Origin of the sequence: Nonlabens dokdonensis (assembly GCF_002162835.1) — a bacterium.
GTDB lineage: Bacteria > Bacteroidota > Bacteroidia > Flavobacteriales > Flavobacteriaceae > Nonlabens > Nonlabens dokdonensis_B.
On the sequence record NZ_MAAX01000118.1, the window covers coordinates 1 to 16,045 of the forward strand.

The 16,045-nt window shown below is 34.4% G+C and carries 15 protein-coding genes; 11 read left to right on the forward strand and 4 right to left on the reverse strand.

Annotated features, from left to right (window positions below; genetic code table 11):
- A partial coding sequence (locus tag A9Q93_RS07790) for a branched-chain amino acid aminotransferase (protein WP_303686825.1) occupies positions 1-923 on the reverse strand: 923 nt, incomplete at its 3' end.
- 86 nt (positions 924-1,009) lie between these two features.
- Here A9Q93_RS07790 and A9Q93_RS07795 point away from each other — a divergent pair.
- The 4 genes from A9Q93_RS07795 (at position 1,010) to A9Q93_RS07810 (ending at position 7,062) form a co-directional block, all read left to right on the forward strand.
- A complete protein-coding gene (locus A9Q93_RS07795) occupies positions 1,010-1,564 on the forward strand; it encodes a DUF4920 domain-containing protein (protein ID WP_303686826.1) in 555 nt (184 codons plus the stop codon).
- Positions 1,565-2,248, forward strand: a complete 684-nt coding sequence (gene mnmD, locus A9Q93_RS07800; RefSeq protein ID WP_303686827.1) for a tRNA (5-methylaminomethyl-2-thiouridine)(34)-methyltransferase MnmD — start codon at positions 1,565-1,567, stop codon at positions 2,246-2,248.
- Between the two features lie 80 nt (positions 2,249-2,328).
- Positions 2,329-3,786 carry an aminoacyl-histidine dipeptidase gene (locus A9Q93_RS07805; RefSeq protein WP_303686828.1) on the forward strand — a complete coding sequence of 486 codons (1,458 nt, stop codon included), beginning with the start codon at positions 2,329-2,331 and terminating at the stop codon, positions 3,784-3,786.
- A gap of 381 nt (positions 3,787-4,167) precedes the next feature.
- Positions 4,168-7,062, forward strand: a complete 2,895-nt coding sequence (locus A9Q93_RS07810) for a T9SS type A sorting domain-containing protein (protein ID WP_303686829.1) — start codon at positions 4,168-4,170, stop codon at positions 7,060-7,062.
- A 131-nt stretch (positions 7,063-7,193) separates the two neighbouring features.
- On the opposite strand, the gene A9Q93_RS07815 is transcribed toward A9Q93_RS07810, so the two are convergent.
- A complete protein-coding gene (locus tag A9Q93_RS07815) occupies positions 7,194-8,216 on the reverse strand; it encodes a YafY family protein (protein WP_303686830.1) in 1,023 nt (340 codons plus the stop codon).
- Positions 8,217-8,451: 235 nt separating this feature from the next.
- On the opposite strand from A9Q93_RS07815, the gene A9Q93_RS07820 reads away from it, so the two are divergent.
- Complete coding sequence (locus A9Q93_RS07820; RefSeq protein ID WP_303686831.1) at positions 8,452-9,876, forward strand: RtcB family protein; 1,425 nt, start codon at positions 8,452-8,454, stop codon at positions 9,874-9,876.
- An 81-nt stretch (positions 9,877-9,957) separates the two neighbouring features.
- Here A9Q93_RS07820 and A9Q93_RS07825 read toward each other — a convergent pair whose 3' ends face one another.
- Together A9Q93_RS07825 and A9Q93_RS07830 are read right to left on the reverse strand one after the other, a co-directional pair.
- A complete protein-coding gene (locus A9Q93_RS07825) occupies positions 9,958-10,728 on the reverse strand; it encodes a S1/P1 nuclease (RefSeq protein WP_303686832.1) in 771 nt (256 codons plus the stop codon).
- A gap of 69 nt (positions 10,729-10,797) precedes the next feature.
- Complete coding sequence (locus A9Q93_RS07830; RefSeq protein ID WP_303686833.1) at positions 10,798-11,586, reverse strand: zinc-dependent peptidase; 789 nt, start codon at positions 11,584-11,586, stop codon at positions 10,798-10,800.
- 246 nt (positions 11,587-11,832) lie between these two features.
- Here A9Q93_RS07830 and A9Q93_RS07835 point away from each other — a divergent pair, with 246 nt between their 5' ends.
- The 6 genes from A9Q93_RS07835 to A9Q93_RS07860 all read left to right on the forward strand — a co-directional run bounded on the left by A9Q93_RS07835 (position 11,833) and on the right by A9Q93_RS07860 (position 16,016).
- Entirely contained in the window at positions 11,833-13,167 is a 1,335-nt protein-coding gene (locus tag A9Q93_RS07835) for a histidine kinase (RefSeq protein ID WP_303686834.1), read from the forward strand.
- A gap of 2 nt (positions 13,168-13,169) precedes the next feature.
- Complete coding sequence (locus A9Q93_RS07840) at positions 13,170-13,466, forward strand: 2TM domain-containing protein (RefSeq protein WP_303686835.1); 297 nt, start codon at positions 13,170-13,172, stop codon at positions 13,464-13,466.
- A gap of 3 nt (positions 13,467-13,469) precedes the next feature.
- Positions 13,470-13,763, forward strand: coding sequence for a 2TM domain-containing protein (locus A9Q93_RS07845; RefSeq protein ID WP_303686836.1), 294 nt, complete (start codon positions 13,470-13,472; stop codon positions 13,761-13,763).
- A gap of 36 nt (positions 13,764-13,799) precedes the next feature.
- The gene (locus A9Q93_RS07850) at positions 13,800-14,585 is read left to right on the forward strand and encodes a LytTR family DNA-binding domain-containing protein (protein WP_303686837.1); all 786 of its coding nucleotides are present in this window, start codon (positions 13,800-13,802) and stop codon (positions 14,583-14,585) included.
- A 119-nt stretch (positions 14,586-14,704) separates the two neighbouring features.
- On the forward strand, positions 14,705-15,391 hold the full coding sequence (locus A9Q93_RS07855; protein ID WP_303686838.1) for a DUF4331 family protein: 687 nt from the start codon (positions 14,705-14,707) through the stop codon (positions 15,389-15,391).
- Between the two features lie 37 nt (positions 15,392-15,428).
- The gene (locus tag A9Q93_RS07860; protein WP_303686839.1) at positions 15,429-16,016 is read left to right on the forward strand and encodes a DUF4331 family protein; all 588 of its coding nucleotides are present in this window, start codon (positions 15,429-15,431) and stop codon (positions 16,014-16,016) included.
- The last annotated feature ends 29 nt before the right edge of the window (positions 16,017-16,045 follow it).

Below are 16,045 nucleotides of genomic sequence, written 5' to 3' on the forward strand. Positions count from 1 at the left end.
ATAGGAACGATCACAGCAGCAGTTCCACTACCAAAAATTTCTTTCAGAGTACCATTTTCTGCAGCTTCTCTTATTTCTTTTACAGATATGCGACGTTCCTCCACGTTTATTCCATGATCCTTTGCCATTTGAATAACACTTCTACGAGTAACACCATTTAGAATACGGTCATTATGAGGCGCTGTAAATAGACTGTCTCCTATACGTACAAAAATATTCATCGTTCCCGCTTCTTCTAAGTATTCATGAGAAGCAGCGTCAGTCCATATAATTTGTTGGTAACCTTCTTGTAATGCTAGGTTATTAGGATAAAAACTAGCAGCATAGTTACCGGCAGCTTTTGCATATCCTACACCACCATCTGCAGCACGTGAGAATTCTGAAGCTATAATTACTCTTACATCTCCTTTATAATAAGCAAATGCAGGAGACATAATAATCATGAATTTATATTCAGTAGATGGGGCCGCAGCAACTCCGTTTTCGCTTGATATCATAAAAGGTCTCAAATACAAGGATAAACCTTCTCCATATCGTACCCAATCTTTATCTAAGGCAACTAGCTTTTTTAAGCCTTCCATGAAAACCTCCTCAGGAACTTCAGGCATTGCAAGTCTCTTTGCACTAGCGTTAAACCTTTTCCAGTTATCTTCAGGTCTAAATAAAAACACATCACCAGTAGCGTCCTTAAAGGCCTTCATACCTTCAAAAATCGCCTGACCATAATGAAAAACTTTACAACTAGGCTCTACCTGTATAGGACCATAAGGCTTTATCTCTATCGCTTGCCACTCTCCATCGCGCCATGTACATTCCAGCATGTGGTCTGTAAAGGTTTTACCAAAGGTCAAATTATCAAAATCTATTTGCTTAATTTTTGATTCTTTTACCTTATCTATAACGATTTCGTGCGTGTTTGTCATAACGTTTTTATGTTTTTGCAAATATACCTCATTATGATTTAGCATTAATGTAAACGAATTCTTAAATTTGTCTAAAATACAAACACATGAAACAGTATATTATAGGATTATTTGCAGTTACTTTATTGATAGGATGCAAAGAACAAAAACAGGAAGAAGAAGAAATGCCAGCTGTAAATGAGGAGCAGGTAGAAGAAATGGCATACATGGATTATGGTGCCACATTTACTAATACCGACGTTATCAACGCTACCGAGTTAGGAGAAATGTATAAAAACATGAAAGTAAGTGATACTACCGCTGTAAAGGTAAAAGGAACTATTGCAGATGTTTGTGTAAAAAAAGGATGCTGGATTAAAATGCCAGTTGGTGACGAGTCTGCTACCGTAAAATTTAAAGACTACGGTTTTTTCCTTCCTAAAAACGGAAAAGGCAAAGAAGTTATCTTGAGTGGTAAAGCTTTTAAAAACATCACTCCAGTAGATGAATTAAAACATTATGCTGAAGATGCTGGGAAAACTAAAGAAGAAATTGCTGCTATTACCGAAGATGAGGTAACTCTTAGCTTTGTGGCAGATGGCGCAATGGTAGAAGAATTTGAGAATCCAGATGTAGAAGGTGTAGAGAAAACAGAAGAATAAATGAAACGCGAGATCATGATTACTGGTGATGGCTCAAAAACCATACACATGCCAGATCTCAACGAGCAATATCATTCTAAACATGGCGCCTTACAAGAGGCGCTTCATGTTTTTATAGAAACAGGATTACAACATTTTGTAGAGGTCTCGCTTTCGCGAAAGCGGGATTTTAAAAAAGAACCTCTTCATATTTTAGAATATGGTTTTGGGACTGGACTTAATGCCATGCTTACCGCACAGCATAATGCTGACATTTCAATTGAATATACCGCTGTAGAAGCTTATCCTATTGCTCCAGAAGAGGTTGAGGTTATAGATTATGGAAACCTGCTTGAGGACCAAGAATTATTTGCCCAACTTCACGATACCTCTTGGGATAAAAAAACACAAATATCCGATTCTTTTGAGATTGAAAAGATTCAAACAACTTTTGAAAAACTAGATTACGATCAAAAGTTTGATTTGATCTATTTTGATGCATTTGGTCCTAGAACACAACCAGAATTATGGACCCAACCTATATTTGACGCCGCTTTCAAATCGTTGAAAAATGGTGGTGTTCTTACCACATACTGTGCTGCAGGCCAAGTAAGGCGCAATATGCAAAGCGCTGGTTTTACAGTTGAGCGGCTGCCAGGACCACCTGGAAAAAGAGAAATGCTTAGAGCAAGCAAAGCATTCTAATTACCTTATACAATCATTTAATATTAACTTAAGTATCCTAGCTAGGAGTAACTTTATATTTGTAAAAATCAAAATTATATATGTCACAACAAGTAAGAAATCAAGAGCCTAAATCTTTATGGAATCATTTTGCAGATCTTAACGCTGTTCCTAGACCTTCTAAAAAAGAAGAACGAGTGAGAGCTTTTATGAGAGACTTTGGTAAAAGTCTCGATCTAGAAGTTGTGGAGGACCAGATAGGTAATGTGATCATTAAGAAACCTGCTACCTTGGGAATGGAAGATCGCAAAAGCATAATTTTGCAGTCGCACCTAGACATGGTTCATCAAAAGAATAATGATACTGACTTTGATTTTCTTACCCAAGGAATAGAAATGACAGTAGATGGTGACATTATTAAAGCAAATGGAACCACACTTGGTGCAGATAATGGGATAGGTGTTGCCGCAATAATGGCAGTACTTTCTTCTACAGATATTGCTCACCCAGCAATTGAAGCTTTGTTTACCATTGACGAGGAAACTGGTATGACAGGAGCTAAAGAGCTAGATAAAGATATTCTCAAATCTACCATTTTACTAAATCTTGATACAGAAGAAGATGATGAGATAGACATAGGTTGTGCTGGTGGAGTAGATGTTACTGCTACTAAGAAGTATGAGTTGTCACCTGCTAAAAATAGTTTTGTTTCTAAAAAGATAACTGTAAAAGGTTTGAATGGTGGTCATAGTGGTATGGACATCATTAAAGGCCTTGGTAATGCAAATAAAATGATCAATCGTCTTGCTGATGCTATACAGCGCAAAGCATCACTTCATTTTCAATCCATTCAAGGTGGTAGTTTAAGAAATGCGATTCCTAGAGAAGCCGTGGCCATTTTTAGTATAGAAGAAAGTGAACTCGATCACGCAATGAAAGCTTTTCAAAGTTGCAAAGCAGCAATTGAAGATGAATATAAATCACTTGAAAAGAATTTAAATATTAGTATAGAAGATGCTCCCAATGATACAACCATAAGCGCAGCAGATAGCAAGCAACTTACTTATGCCTTACTAGGTATTCATAATGGAGTTTATCGCATGAGTCCAGATATAGACGGACTAGTAGAAACTTCAAATAACCTTGCCAGAGTTACGTTGAAAGATGGTGATTTACAAATCGCCTGTTTGACGAGATCTTCAGTAGATAGTTCTAAAGTAGATCTTGCCATGAGCATTACAGCAGTAATGAAACTGGCTGGAATGGAAACTAAATTATCCGGAGATTATCCAGGATGGCAGCCTAATCCTAATAGTGCGATGCTAGAAATAGCAAAATCAAAATATACAGAGCTTTTCAACCATGAACCTAGAGTAGTGGCATGTCATGCAGGATTAGAATGTGGTTTACTAGGAGAACGTTATCCAGGTTTAGACATGATTTCATTCGGTCCTAATATAAGAGGAGCACACAGTCCAGATGAGCATGTAGAGATCAAATCTGTGCAGAAATTTTGGAGTTTACTTCAAGAATTATTGAAGGATATTCCTAAGAAATAGAATAAATTTTAAGTAAATAAAAAGCTCAAAAAGTAGGTAACTATTTTTTGAGCTTTTTTATTTTTCGCTTTTGCGAAAGTGGAGTTATAGAAACTATTTTGTAAAAAGATCAATCGTGTAACAACTGCTGTACGTTATCATTTGAACATGGTAATTGGTAACTAACAAAACATCAAGTTTCTAAAATATCTATTAACGTGGACTTATCGTAGATGTTTGCGATCATAAAATAACAACAACCATCGTAGTTGTAAATGGTTCATTTTTAATTGCTAAAAGTTCCTTCCTCCAAATCGATACAGATTGTTTAAGATGACACAAAGGTGAGTATAATGACGCAACCATTCCTTCACTCATGCATCTAATGAATAAATGCAAACCATGAAAAAACTACTCTTTTTAATCTTAATAATTTTTTACTCAAAAAACACCTGTGCTCAAACTGTTAATTTAAATAATCCAGATTTAGAATTATTTTTATTAAATAATGAAACAATTGATACCAATGGAGATGATATCCCAGATACATTTATTGACTCAAATCGAAATAATGTCATAGAACAATCTGAAATAAGTTCTATTTCTAATTTATATTTAATTGAAGTTTTTTCTAGTTCTACCATTTATTCACTGAACGGTTTGGAATTTTTTACTCAATTGAATCATCTTGAAATTAGAAGAATGAAGTTGAATAATCCAGATTTTTCTTTATTTCAAAACTTAGAGTACCTTTTGTTAGATAGAGTAAGTGATCCTACCATTATAAATATTAATTCTAATACATTAGAAAAATTAGAGCTGATAAATATGAATCAACTAGATGTTCTTACTTTTCAGAATACACCATTGTTGGAAGATTTAAATCTGCACTCAAATTCTTCATTATTCACAAGATTAGATGTTTCGACGTTAACACAGTTAAAGTCTTTGCAATTAAATGCTACTTTTTTATCAAATCTTGATATAAATAGTAATATTAATTTGAAGTCACTTATAATAAATAAATTAGGATCTGTATTAGATTTAAGTAATAATAATCAAATTGAAACTCTTCATATTACTGCTGATCAATTTTATTCAAATATTCTCAATCATGTTCCCTTTCTAAAGGATTTTATCCTTTACGGTAATAATATCAACACACCGATAGCTAGCATAGATTTTTCTGCTAATTCTCTTTTACAAAAAATCTCAATTTTTTCAACATCGACAATTACAAGTTTGAACTTATCAAATAATTTTTCACTTAATGATTTAGAGCTAAGTAACTTGATCAATCTAGTTAATCTAGACATTTCTGCACAAAATCAACTAAACAGATTAAAATTACGTACATTAGGTATTTTCTCATTAGACTTAACTAATAATACCGCAATTACAAATTTAGGTTTAAGCGATTTAAGTCTTAATTCTTCAGTAGATTTAAGTTCTTTGAATTACCTTGAGAATCTCTTTGTGGAAAATGTTTCAATTAGTGATTACAGTTTATTGACTAAACCATTTTTAAAAACTCTATTTCTTAGAGAATTACATGTACCAACTTTAAGCTTCGATCTTAATTTTCAATTAGAGAAGGTAACTCTTTATCAAGTCACGTTACTTTCGACAAATTTAAGTATCAACAAACCTAATTTAGACTTCATCTCTATTTTTCATACTAATTTAACTGAGATTTCGTTGATGTCAAATGTTCCTGATTGGTCTTTTTTGATATCTAATAATGATAATCTTACGAGTGTGTTTGTTAAAAATAATAGTATGGATCAAATACATGAACAATCTTGTTCATTACTTTGGAATGACAATTTATCTTATGTTTGTACAGATGAAGCGGACATTGATTTACAAAATAACTTTCTTTCGTTATTTGGTTTTAACAATGTAAATGTAAACTCCTACTGCTCCTTCACACCAGGAGGAAATTTTAGCGAAATTCAAGGAGCTATTTCTATAGATACCGACAATAATGGTTGCGATCCAGCAGATCCTGTTTTTTCGAATTTCAATTTTACCGCAACAGATGGAACCCTATCAGGAAGTATTTCTAGTGATCAATCAGGGAATTATTATGTACCGGTAAGCGATGGTCAACATATCATTACTCCAAATCCTGAAAACCCAACCTACTGGAATTTCACTCCAGCAAACGTAGTGGTAGATTTCCCTACTCAAGCAAGTCCTTTCACGCAAGACTTTTGTGTAACTGCAAATGGCAGTATAGAAGATCTAGAAGTAATAGTAGTTCCACTAGAACAAGCAAGACCAGGATTTGATACAGATTATAAAGTAGTTGTTAAGAATAAAGGTAATGTAACAACAAGTGGAACAGTAAATTTAGACTTCGAAGAAGACTTTATGAGTTTACTTTCCTCAGCGCCTACAGCTGCAATGCCAGCTTCAAATCAGTTGAGTTGGTCAGTAAGTAATTTACAGCCTTTCCAAATGAAAGAATATGAATTTACCATGACTTTAAATACGCCAACTCAAACTACCAATCCTTTAAATGGTGGTGATCTTCTAACCTTTACAGGAACGGTAATAGGAACTGCAACAGACGCTATGCCTGCAGACAATACGATGGTATTTGATCAAACAGTTGTCAATTCTTATGACCCTAATGATAAAACTTGTCTAGAAGGAGAAACCATTACACCAGCAATGGTAGGTGAGTACGTTCATTACATGATCCGTTTTGAGAATACAGGATCTGCAAGTGCGGTAAATATTGTTGTAAAGGATGAAATCGATTTATCTCAGTTTGATATCACAACTTTGATTCCGTTAGGTGGTAGTCACGACTATTATACTCGTGTAAGAGATGGAAACGTGGTAGAATTTATTCATGAGAACATCAATCTCGATTTTAATGACGCAACTAACGATGGCTATGTGTTGTTTAAAATTAAAACACTTTCAACGCTATTAGAAGGTGATACTTTTGACAATTTGGCTGAAATTTATTTTGACTTTAACGCTCCAATCATCACAAACACCGAGACAGTTACAGTTATGAATACAGCAAGTATAGCCGAAACTACAGATGCTTCTATTACCGTTTATCCTAATCCTGCCAGAGATTATATCCAGATCTCATCTAGCAATGGTCTTAAAAGTGCCTCAATTATAGATGTTAATGGTAGAATGCTTTCACAAACTAACTTTATAGGAAGCTTGATAGAGCAACGTATTTCTACTCAAAACTTAAATTCAGGAGTTTACTTTATTAGTATTCAAAGTGAAGTAGGGCAGAAGGTTGAGAAAGTGGTTGTAGAATAAATTACAAATAAAATTTTATTTAGAAAAAGCCTTTTCTCTTGAAGAGGCTTTTTTATGTTCCCCTTTCGCGAAAGCATATGAAATCAAAAACTGGTTGCAACGTTTCTTATTAGTAATATAAAATGTAAGTATTAGCTTTTAGCTTTACGATATACTTGTGCCGCAAGTTGGGTTTTTCTTTTAATGCGATGTCGTAAATTTCTAGGCTTTAAGATTTCAATAGATTCTCCAAAACCAAGAATCAATCGATCTAATTCAAAGTTTAAGCTTACAAAAATCTGGAAGGTAATACTACCGTCATCATTCTTAGAAAGGATTTTTTGAGAATGATGAAAAGGTTTTGTCATTACATAAGGCGCGTTCTTCTTGTCTAATTTGAAAACGACATAAGCAGTATTGTGATGGTCTAGAACAGTTACACCTATAGTGTTTTTGTAATACTCTTCTGGATGAAACTCAGCATCCTGATAATCGATACTCAAATCGTAATCGATAGATATAATACGATCCAGAGCTAGCGTTTTAATTACAGGAGTATTTTCATTAAGTCCTACAAGAAACCATCTATTATTATACTCTCTTAAAAATTGTGGATGAAACGTAAACTCTTGTGCGTCCCTAGCTTGAAAAGATTTGTAGGTGATGACTAGAACCACTTCCTTAAGAATAGCCTGATACAACTCATCTAAAAATTCTAAGCCTTTGAGTTTTTCATTTTTCTCTAGATATATAATGGGCGGTTTATTTTTTTTCTCGGTGTAAATTTTATCTTCCAGCTTATTGATAATTACATTAAGCTCGTCAAAGAATGAAAAATCTTTAAACTGTCGCAACATTTCCATAGTCTCAGTAAGTACAGTCATATCAGTTCCAGTTAGTGGAATATCGGTAATACTATAATCTGGATCACTATAACGGTAATATTTACGATCGTAAACTTCAATCGGTGCGTTGTAACCCAATTTATCACTGCGCAAGTTTTGTATATCTAGCTGTACAGTACGTTTGCTAACATTTATATCTCGACCTTCTAAATCATACAATGCCTGAGAACAATACTCTACTAAGTCGTCTAGAGTCCAGGTTCTATAGGTATTCTGTAAACAGCGATCTATAGTTTTATATCTTATGAGTGCATTTTTATTAATAGCCATAGGTCTATTTTGGTGGTAGTTAAGTGGGTTGTAATGCCGCTTTCGCGAAAGCGGAACAGCAATAATTATTTACAATGATAAACATCTTTTTTAACTACGCAAAAAGATTGCGTAGTACTAAGTGCATATTTGTCATGTAGTTAAACAGAAAGCTTTTAGTAAGTTTTCAAAAATGTAGTGCTGCGTCATACGAGGAGATGGCGCAGCTTATTAAAAGAATTTAAAATCTAATAAGATGAAAAAAGAAACCAACCAAACGGACTTCAAAAACATCACTGGTAAAGAAATTGTAGCTTTAGGTTACCCAAGTGGACAGTGGTTTACAGAAGCCATACATCATATAAATTCTAATCATTTAAATCAGGAACAAATGGAAGCTTACCTAGAACAATTTAGGTTACCACCAGAAGTAGGGATTTATGAAAAGCCAGTACCTTTTTCTATTAATCTAAAAGCAGAAAATGAGCAAGAAGAAGATAACGTAGGAAAAGTTATTGCAACTATGAATGCCGTTATGAAAACGCCTACTGTTATTAATGGAAGTGTAATGCCAGACGCTTGTCCAGCTGGACCAGTAGGAACGATTCCTGTAGGTGGAGTGGTAGCTGCAAAGAATGCGATCCATCCAGGAATGCACAGTGCAGATATTTGTTGCTCGGTGATGTTAACCGATTTAGGCGATGCAGATCCTAAAGCAGTTCTGGATGCGGCAAGTGCTACGACGCACTTCGGACCTGGAGGAAGACCTAGAGGACAACAGTTCCAACTGCCTCAGGAATTGAGAGAAGAAATGGAAGCAAACTTCTATTTGAACAGCCCGCGTAGTATTTCACTGGCACAAGAACATTTAGGAACTCAAGGTGATGGAAATCACTTCTTATTTGTAGGTAAAAGTAAACTCACGGGAAACACGATGATGATTACTCACCATGGTTCTCGTGCGCCAGGAGCTAGATTGTACTCACAAGGAATGAAAGCGGCTGAGAAATTTAGAAAATTGATCTCGCCACAAACCATGAAACAAAATGCGTGGATACCTTTTGATACCCATGAAGGTGAGAAATATTGGGAAGCTTTGCAAACTATAAGAAAATGGACTAAATTAAATCATGAATTGATTCACGATGGCGTTAAAGAAAAAATAGGAGCAACGGTTACAAATCGTTTCTGGAACGAGCATAACTTTGTGTTTAAAGATGGTGATACTTTTTACCATGCAAAAGGAGCGACACCGCTTGATCCTAAATTTATGCCAGATATTACCGGACCTCGATTGATACCGCTTAACATGTCAGAGCCAGTTTTAATTGTAGAAGGTGCAACGACTGCAACTAATTTAGGTTTTGCACCTCATGGAGCTGGACGTAACATGAGTCGTTCTCAACACAAACGTAATCTTGCTCATAAAACTGATCAAGAGATTTTTGCAGAGGAAACCAAAGGACTGGACATACGATTTTACTCCAATGAAATCGATATTTCTGAATTGCCTAGTGCATACAAAAATGCAGCAGCTGTAAGACAGCAAATGAAAGATTATAACTTAGGCGAGGTCATAGATGAAGTCATTCCTTATGGTTGTATTATGGCTGGAGATGTAGATAAGAATGCTCCATGGCGAGTTAAAAGACGCAAAAAACAAATGCGTAAAAAGAAGTAAACAAAAAGCTCAAAAAACGTATGATAGTTTTTTGAGCTTTTTTATTTATTCCGCTTTCGCGGAAGCGATAATAGAACAATTTTATCCTAAAACTTCATTTAATAAGGCAGCAAGTCTTACACCACCTTTTTGAAGTTGAACACGTAGTTTGTAGAAATATTGATACATGTATCTATAGCTTAATTTTTCTCCTTTTTTAGTGTTGGCATAAATATCTTTCACTAGAACACGGCTGTCTTTTAACCAGTCTCTATGCGTACCACTGCCCATAGCCTTGCGCTGTTTTCTAGTTAAAACAGGCATATTGCTAGCCAGTTCTGTGTAGGACATACCGTAGCTATCAATCATTTGAGAATCCCATACACGATGAAGGTTTGTCCCATTTCTAAACCATTGTACTTGAAAATCGTTACCACCTTTATCTTCACTTAATCCTGTGTGCAGAGGCTGGTGAAGATCGCCTATAAAATGAACTAATAAACGTAATTGAAAAGCTTTTTCCTCTTTTGTGGCAGTCTTTGATTTTAAGGTAGCAATACAAGTATCAATTGCTTCTATAATATCACCACGCTCGCTCTTAGGATGTTCTTCATAGGTAGAGTCAAATGGGATATTTACGTAATGTTTAGGCCCGTACTTTCTATAAAGTGTATCGCTCTTGATTTCGTCTGCAAATGTAGAAACCAATGCTAATGATTCTCCGTCAAGTAATTTTGCAATGGCTTTTCTAGCTTTTTTATTAAGGTATTGCTCTGCAACAGCTCCTGTGGTTCTATGACCGGTTTTACCCCAATCGTTTGCAAAAGCAGAAATTGAAAAACTCAGAAAAAGAAATAAGAAAAATTTGCGCATGATATTTTTTTTGCAAAAGTAAGTTGCATCACACTTGTCTAGGTAAATTAGGTGTTAAAAAGATATTATTTATTTCTGGAAGTTTCCTTTTTTCATTTGTGGATTAAAACAGAGTTCAAGCATTTGATAGATTTCTGGATGTTTTCTTTTCATTAAATCTGGTCTGCTGAAAAAGTATTCTGATGCTACGGCAAAAAACTCTGCTTGATTTGTAGCTCCATAAGATCGTATATCTGACTCATCTTTGTCAATGGCTTCCATTTCTTTGTACATAAGATTCATCCATGGAATAATGTAAGACTGTTCAAGAAAAGCTTCTGGCAATCCATTTACTTGTCCATCTACTTTATCTAGTAGATGTACAAATTCATGAATGCCTGTATTGTGCTTATCAGTATCGTTCTTAAAGCCGTGATGTAGCGCTGTTCTAGAAAGAATCATTTGTTTTTCAAACCTTCCGGTTCCTACCAGTCCGCCTATCATACGAGCTTCATCATGATCTTTAAAACCTAGATCTTCATTAAAATTATCTGGATAGATAATGATCCCACTTAAATTGTTGTAGCTCCATTCTGTAAATCTAAATACTGGTATGACAGCACTTGCAGCAACAAAAATCTTATCTATTTCTTCTAATTCAAAATCTACGGCATCTATATAAACTTCTTGAAGGAAGGCATTCATACGTTTTCTAAAAGTAGTTTTCTCTTCTACATTTAGTTTTTTGTAAAAAGAAATATGCTTTTCTAGAGTTTCATGCCATTCAGGATTTTCTTTGATGGATTTTGTTGATTTGGGTCTAAAGATCAAAAAATACAAGAGTAATCCAGCAATCAACGGTATAATAAAATAAAGCATAGTAAAATTTGATTTCAAATGTACTTCGTATTTAAATAATTAAATCCGTTAAATGCTCTTGTTTTACCCATTTAAGCTTAAAATATAAAGAGGAATGGTGACCGTCATTCAGATTTTACAAAGCAATAACAGTTCAGAAAGGAAATACGACAGTTGAGTAGGAATATTTTAGTTAAGACTATTTCTTGAAGCATTTTTGAGGTGTTCTAAAGTATTCAACTATTTTTAGATTCATAATTAAACCAAATGAAATTAAAACGATTTTATAAATTTCTTCTAGCCTGCGTTACCATCTCGGTTTCTATCAATTTAATTAACGCCTATTTCCGTGGACGCTTGTTAGGGTGGGAAACTGAGGCAGAAGCCTTTTTAATAAATCTTTTGTTCACGGTTGTACTGACAGTAGGTAACGAATGGTGGTTTGATTATTTGAGTAAAAGGATCTCATGGCGCAACCAATCGGTTAAAAGGTTAATTTATGGAGCTGTAGGGTCTGTAATTGTAACAATGATTTTACTTGCGATTCTCAATTTTGTGGTTTCTGTTGTGATATATGATTCTTCCATTCAAGAGTTTCTAAGTGATCAAGAAACAGAATGGTATGTCTTCGGCCTTATAATTACTCTTATTGTTTCATCTATATATCATGCTATATATTTTTATAAAGCAAGTCAAGCTCAAAAGGTAAACGAACAAAAAACCATTGCAAGATCTGCAACAGCACAATTTGATGCGCTTAAGAATCAATTAGATCCGCATTTTTTATTTAATAGTCTAAATGTGCTGGTGTCCTTAATCGAAGAAAATCCTAAAGCAGCTACAAAATTTACAACCTCGCTTTCTAAAGTATATCGTTATGTATTAGAACAAAGAAATAAGGAACTAGTTTCTGTAGACGAAGAACTGAAGTTTGCAAGAACCTACGTAGGACTACTCAAAACAAGATTTGAAGATAGCATTGAGATAGAAATACCAGACCAAGGCTCGATAGAAAACGCAAAGGTGGTCCCGCTTAGTTTACAATTACTCATAGAAAATGCGGTAAAACATAATATTGTAAGTAGTAATAAGCCTTTGAAGCTCAGGATTTATGAGCAAAATCAGTTTCTTGTCATAGAAAATAACCTACAAAAGAAGCAAGTGATAAAAGAGAGTAGTGGAGTAGGCTTACAAAATATTGAGAGTAGATACAGATTGCTTACTAATAGGCAAATGACTATAAATGAAACTACCGACACTTTTAAAGTAAGTGTTCCCATACTAACTAATCAATCAGAAACAGTAAACTTAAATACCATCGACATGGATAATACAGAAGACATAAGACTTACTAAAGCAAAACTACGAGTAGATAGTATTAAAGATTTTTATGATAATGCAGTAAAGACGATTGTAATTCTGGCATTCTTAGCAGCTATAAACGCATTTACTGGTGGTTTTCCTTGGGTGATTTTTCCTGCTATAGGAATGGGAATTAGTTTGCTATTTAAATACATGAGAACATTTAACAAGAACTTCTTTTTAGGAGAATCATGGAAAGAGCGCAAGATCAACGAACTGATGAATAATGAAAGATTTTAATTATGAATTCTAATGAAAGCTATCAAGATAGATACAATCGGGCAGTAGAAAAGGTAGAAGAAATAAGAGCCTTTTACAATCACGCGATTATTTATGTAGTAATAAATATCCTATTAATTGCAGTGAATTATTACCATAATGAATGGAGTTTTATTTGGTTTATTTTTCCGCTTTTAGGTTGGGGCATAGGTCTAGCAGCCCATGGCTTTGGTACATTTGGTGGTAATCCATTGACAAATGAAAAATGGAAAGAACGTAAGATTAAAGAAATTCTAGAAAAGGAAGAACAATACAAATAGATTATGGAGCACATTGATAAAACATCAGAGCGATATAAAAAAGCAGCAAGAAGAGTAGAGGAGATCAAAGCCTTTTATCATCATCTTATTGTGTTTATTATAATTAACTTATGCATTCTTGCATTTGTTATTTTCTTTGAAGGAGACTTGATGTTTTTCTTTATTGTGAGTGTCTTAGGTTGGGGCATCGGGCTCGTATCACATGCAGTAAAAGTTTTTGAAATCAATCCATTTACTAATAAGGAATGGGAGAAACGTAAAATTCAAGAGATTCTTGACAAGGACCGATTCATTTAAAAGAAATAACCCTACTTATTTAAAAACCTATTAAGTATGTCAGATTTTAAAGCAATAATCATTGAAGATGAAAAACCAGCAGCAAGAAGATTGAACCGCATGCTAGGAGAACTTGATATCATTCCAGAAGCCATGCTTCATTCAGTTCAAGATTCTGTAGAGTACTTATTAAATAATGAAGCTCCAGATCTCATATTTTTAGATATACAATTAAGTGATGGATTATCCTTTGAAATATTTGATCAAGTAGAGGTTAAAAGTGCTATTATTTTTACAACCGCTTATGATGAATATGCGCTGCAAGCATTTAAACTTAACAGTATAGATTATTTACTCAAACCTATCGATGAGGATGAATTGCGAGTTGCGGTAGATCAATTTAAATCTCGCTTTCGCGAAAGCGAGAACAACAACAATCATAAAGCGGCAACCATAAACTTTGATGACATTGCAAAACTCCTAGGCAATCCTGTCGATCGTAAATTCAAAAAAAGATACACAGCAAAAGTAGGTGAGCATTTAAAGCTGTTCCATACAGAAGACATACAGCTATTTTATTCTGAGAATAAGGGAACTTATCTCCATATAGATAACGGTAGGAATTACTTAATAGATACAAAACTAGAAGCTCTGGAAAAAGAATTAGATCCTGAACAGTTTTTCCGTATTTCAAGACAAGCAATTATACATGTAAATGCAATAGCTGATATGATCTCTTATACCAACTCACGTTTACAAATTAAAATTAATTCTTTTAAAGAACTCGATTTAATTGTGAGTAGGGAACGCGTTAAAGACTTCAAAATGTGGCTAGAGCGGTGATAAATTAAAAACTTATCTTAATTTAATAGAGCATTAGGAACGCTTTAACACAATATTTAAAACCGCGCTGTACTTTCTCTCGTAAGTTGGGATATAAAATTAATTAAAACCATTTTACGATGAAAAAAATTGCCCTTTGGTCCACGCTTGCGATAGTAGCTATCGCTAGTTTTATAATCGCGGCCGATCACCTAGATGCTCCTAATGTAGCATCACAACCATCTGATATTGCAGATTTCTATGCATTTGAAGGTGAAAACCCTAATTCTACTGTTTTTATTGTAACCTTACCGGCGTCAAGTGCTTCATCAAATTTTGATGAGAACGTTATGATAGAAATTAATATTGATAACACTGGTGTAGAAGGAACGTCTCCTGGTGTAGTTGAGGATCTAGTTATTCAAGCCTTGAGACAAGGAGATAGAATGTATTTCTTCGGTCCTTATGCGCCTAATTCTACTACTATTAATAGTACTATCGATGTAAATGAAGCGATAGGTAGTGTAGCAATAGGTTCTGAAGGAGAAACATTAACTGGAGGAGTTAGAGCTTTTGCAGGACAACGTCAGGATGCATTTTTCTTTGACTTCCAGCAATTTAATACAGTTATAGGATCTGCTCCAGCAGAAGGTTTCGGTACAACAGGAACAAACACTTTTGAGCCTTTAAATACTAATGCTATAGTTTTAGAAGTACCTAATGCTTTATTAGGAACTGCACCTACTCACATAGTAGACCAGTTATTAATGACTTCTAACTTACCTTCAGCTTATAACGTTTGGGTTGAAACTAAAAGAAGAAACTAAACAGCCTCAAATAAATTTAATTTTTAAAATAAACACAATGAAAATATTCAAATATATATTAACGGTTGCCATTGCAGCTGCTCTTACTGTAAGCTGTGACAATGATGATGACTTCACAGGTGAGCCAGTGACTACAGATTTCACAGGTACTTTTACTACTCAAGATCAAATGGGTAGACCAGGTATTAATACAGTTTTTGGTGGTACTGATATGAACAAGAATAACTTTAACGTTACTACGCCTTCAAGTCAGTTATCTTTTCAGCCTTCTTTTCAAAATCAGATAGAAGATTATTATGCAGCTTATAGTAATACTGCAGGTACAACTCTAACTTATGAGAACAATATCTTAGGTCTTGATTTACCTACGTTAACGACGGCTTTATCTATTGATGTATTACAAGTAACACCTGATGCACCTACTTCTTATTTTACAAGTACTAGTAATTTTTTAACTGGACGTGCTATAGAAGACGATGTGATTGATGTTTCATTAATCTTACTTTTTGGTGGGGCAAATGGAGATCGTTTTACAAGTCCTACTAATCTAGTATCAGATAACGTTGCTATTGAGCCAGGCGTGAGTACTTCTACATTCCCATACTTGACTCCTGCATCATTCTAATAATTTGATTTGTTATTAATGCCGATTTT

Bases quoted from the DNA above. Each gene is read 5' to 3' on its own strand.
- A9Q93_RS07795 (WP_303686826.1), top strand. From the start codon at position 1,010: ATGAAACAGTATATTATAGGATTATTTGCAGTTACTTTATTGATAGGA.
- mnmD (WP_303686827.1), top strand. From the start codon at position 1,565: ATGAAACGCGAGATCATGATTACTGGTGATGGCTCAAAAACCATACAC.
- A9Q93_RS07805 (WP_303686828.1), top strand. From the start codon at position 2,329: ATGTCACAACAAGTAAGAAATCAAGAGCCTAAATCTTTATGGAATCAT.
- A9Q93_RS07810 (WP_303686829.1), top strand. From the start codon at position 4,168: ATGAAAAAACTACTCTTTTTAATCTTAATAATTTTTTACTCAAAAAAC.
- A9Q93_RS07815 (WP_303686830.1), bottom strand. From the start codon at position 8,216: ATGGCTATTAATAAAAATGCACTCATAAGATATAAAACTATAGATCGC.
- A9Q93_RS07820 (WP_303686831.1), top strand. From the start codon at position 8,452: ATGAAAAAAGAAACCAACCAAACGGACTTCAAAAACATCACTGGTAAA.
- A9Q93_RS07825 (WP_303686832.1), bottom strand. From the start codon at position 10,728: ATGCGCAAATTTTTCTTATTTCTTTTTCTGAGTTTTTCAATTTCTGCT.
- A9Q93_RS07830 (WP_303686833.1), bottom strand. From the start codon at position 11,586: ATGCTTTATTTTATTATACCGTTGATTGCTGGATTACTCTTGTATTTT.
- A9Q93_RS07835 (WP_303686834.1), top strand. From the start codon at position 11,833: ATGAAATTAAAACGATTTTATAAATTTCTTCTAGCCTGCGTTACCATC.
- A9Q93_RS07840 (WP_303686835.1), top strand. From the start codon at position 13,170: ATGAATTCTAATGAAAGCTATCAAGATAGATACAATCGGGCAGTAGAA.
- A9Q93_RS07845 (WP_303686836.1), top strand. From the start codon at position 13,470: ATGGAGCACATTGATAAAACATCAGAGCGATATAAAAAAGCAGCAAGA.
- A9Q93_RS07850 (WP_303686837.1), top strand. From the start codon at position 13,800: ATGTCAGATTTTAAAGCAATAATCATTGAAGATGAAAAACCAGCAGCA.
- A9Q93_RS07855 (WP_303686838.1), top strand. From the start codon at position 14,705: ATGAAAAAAATTGCCCTTTGGTCCACGCTTGCGATAGTAGCTATCGCT.
- A9Q93_RS07860 (WP_303686839.1), top strand. From the start codon at position 15,429: ATGAAAATATTCAAATATATATTAACGGTTGCCATTGCAGCTGCTCTT.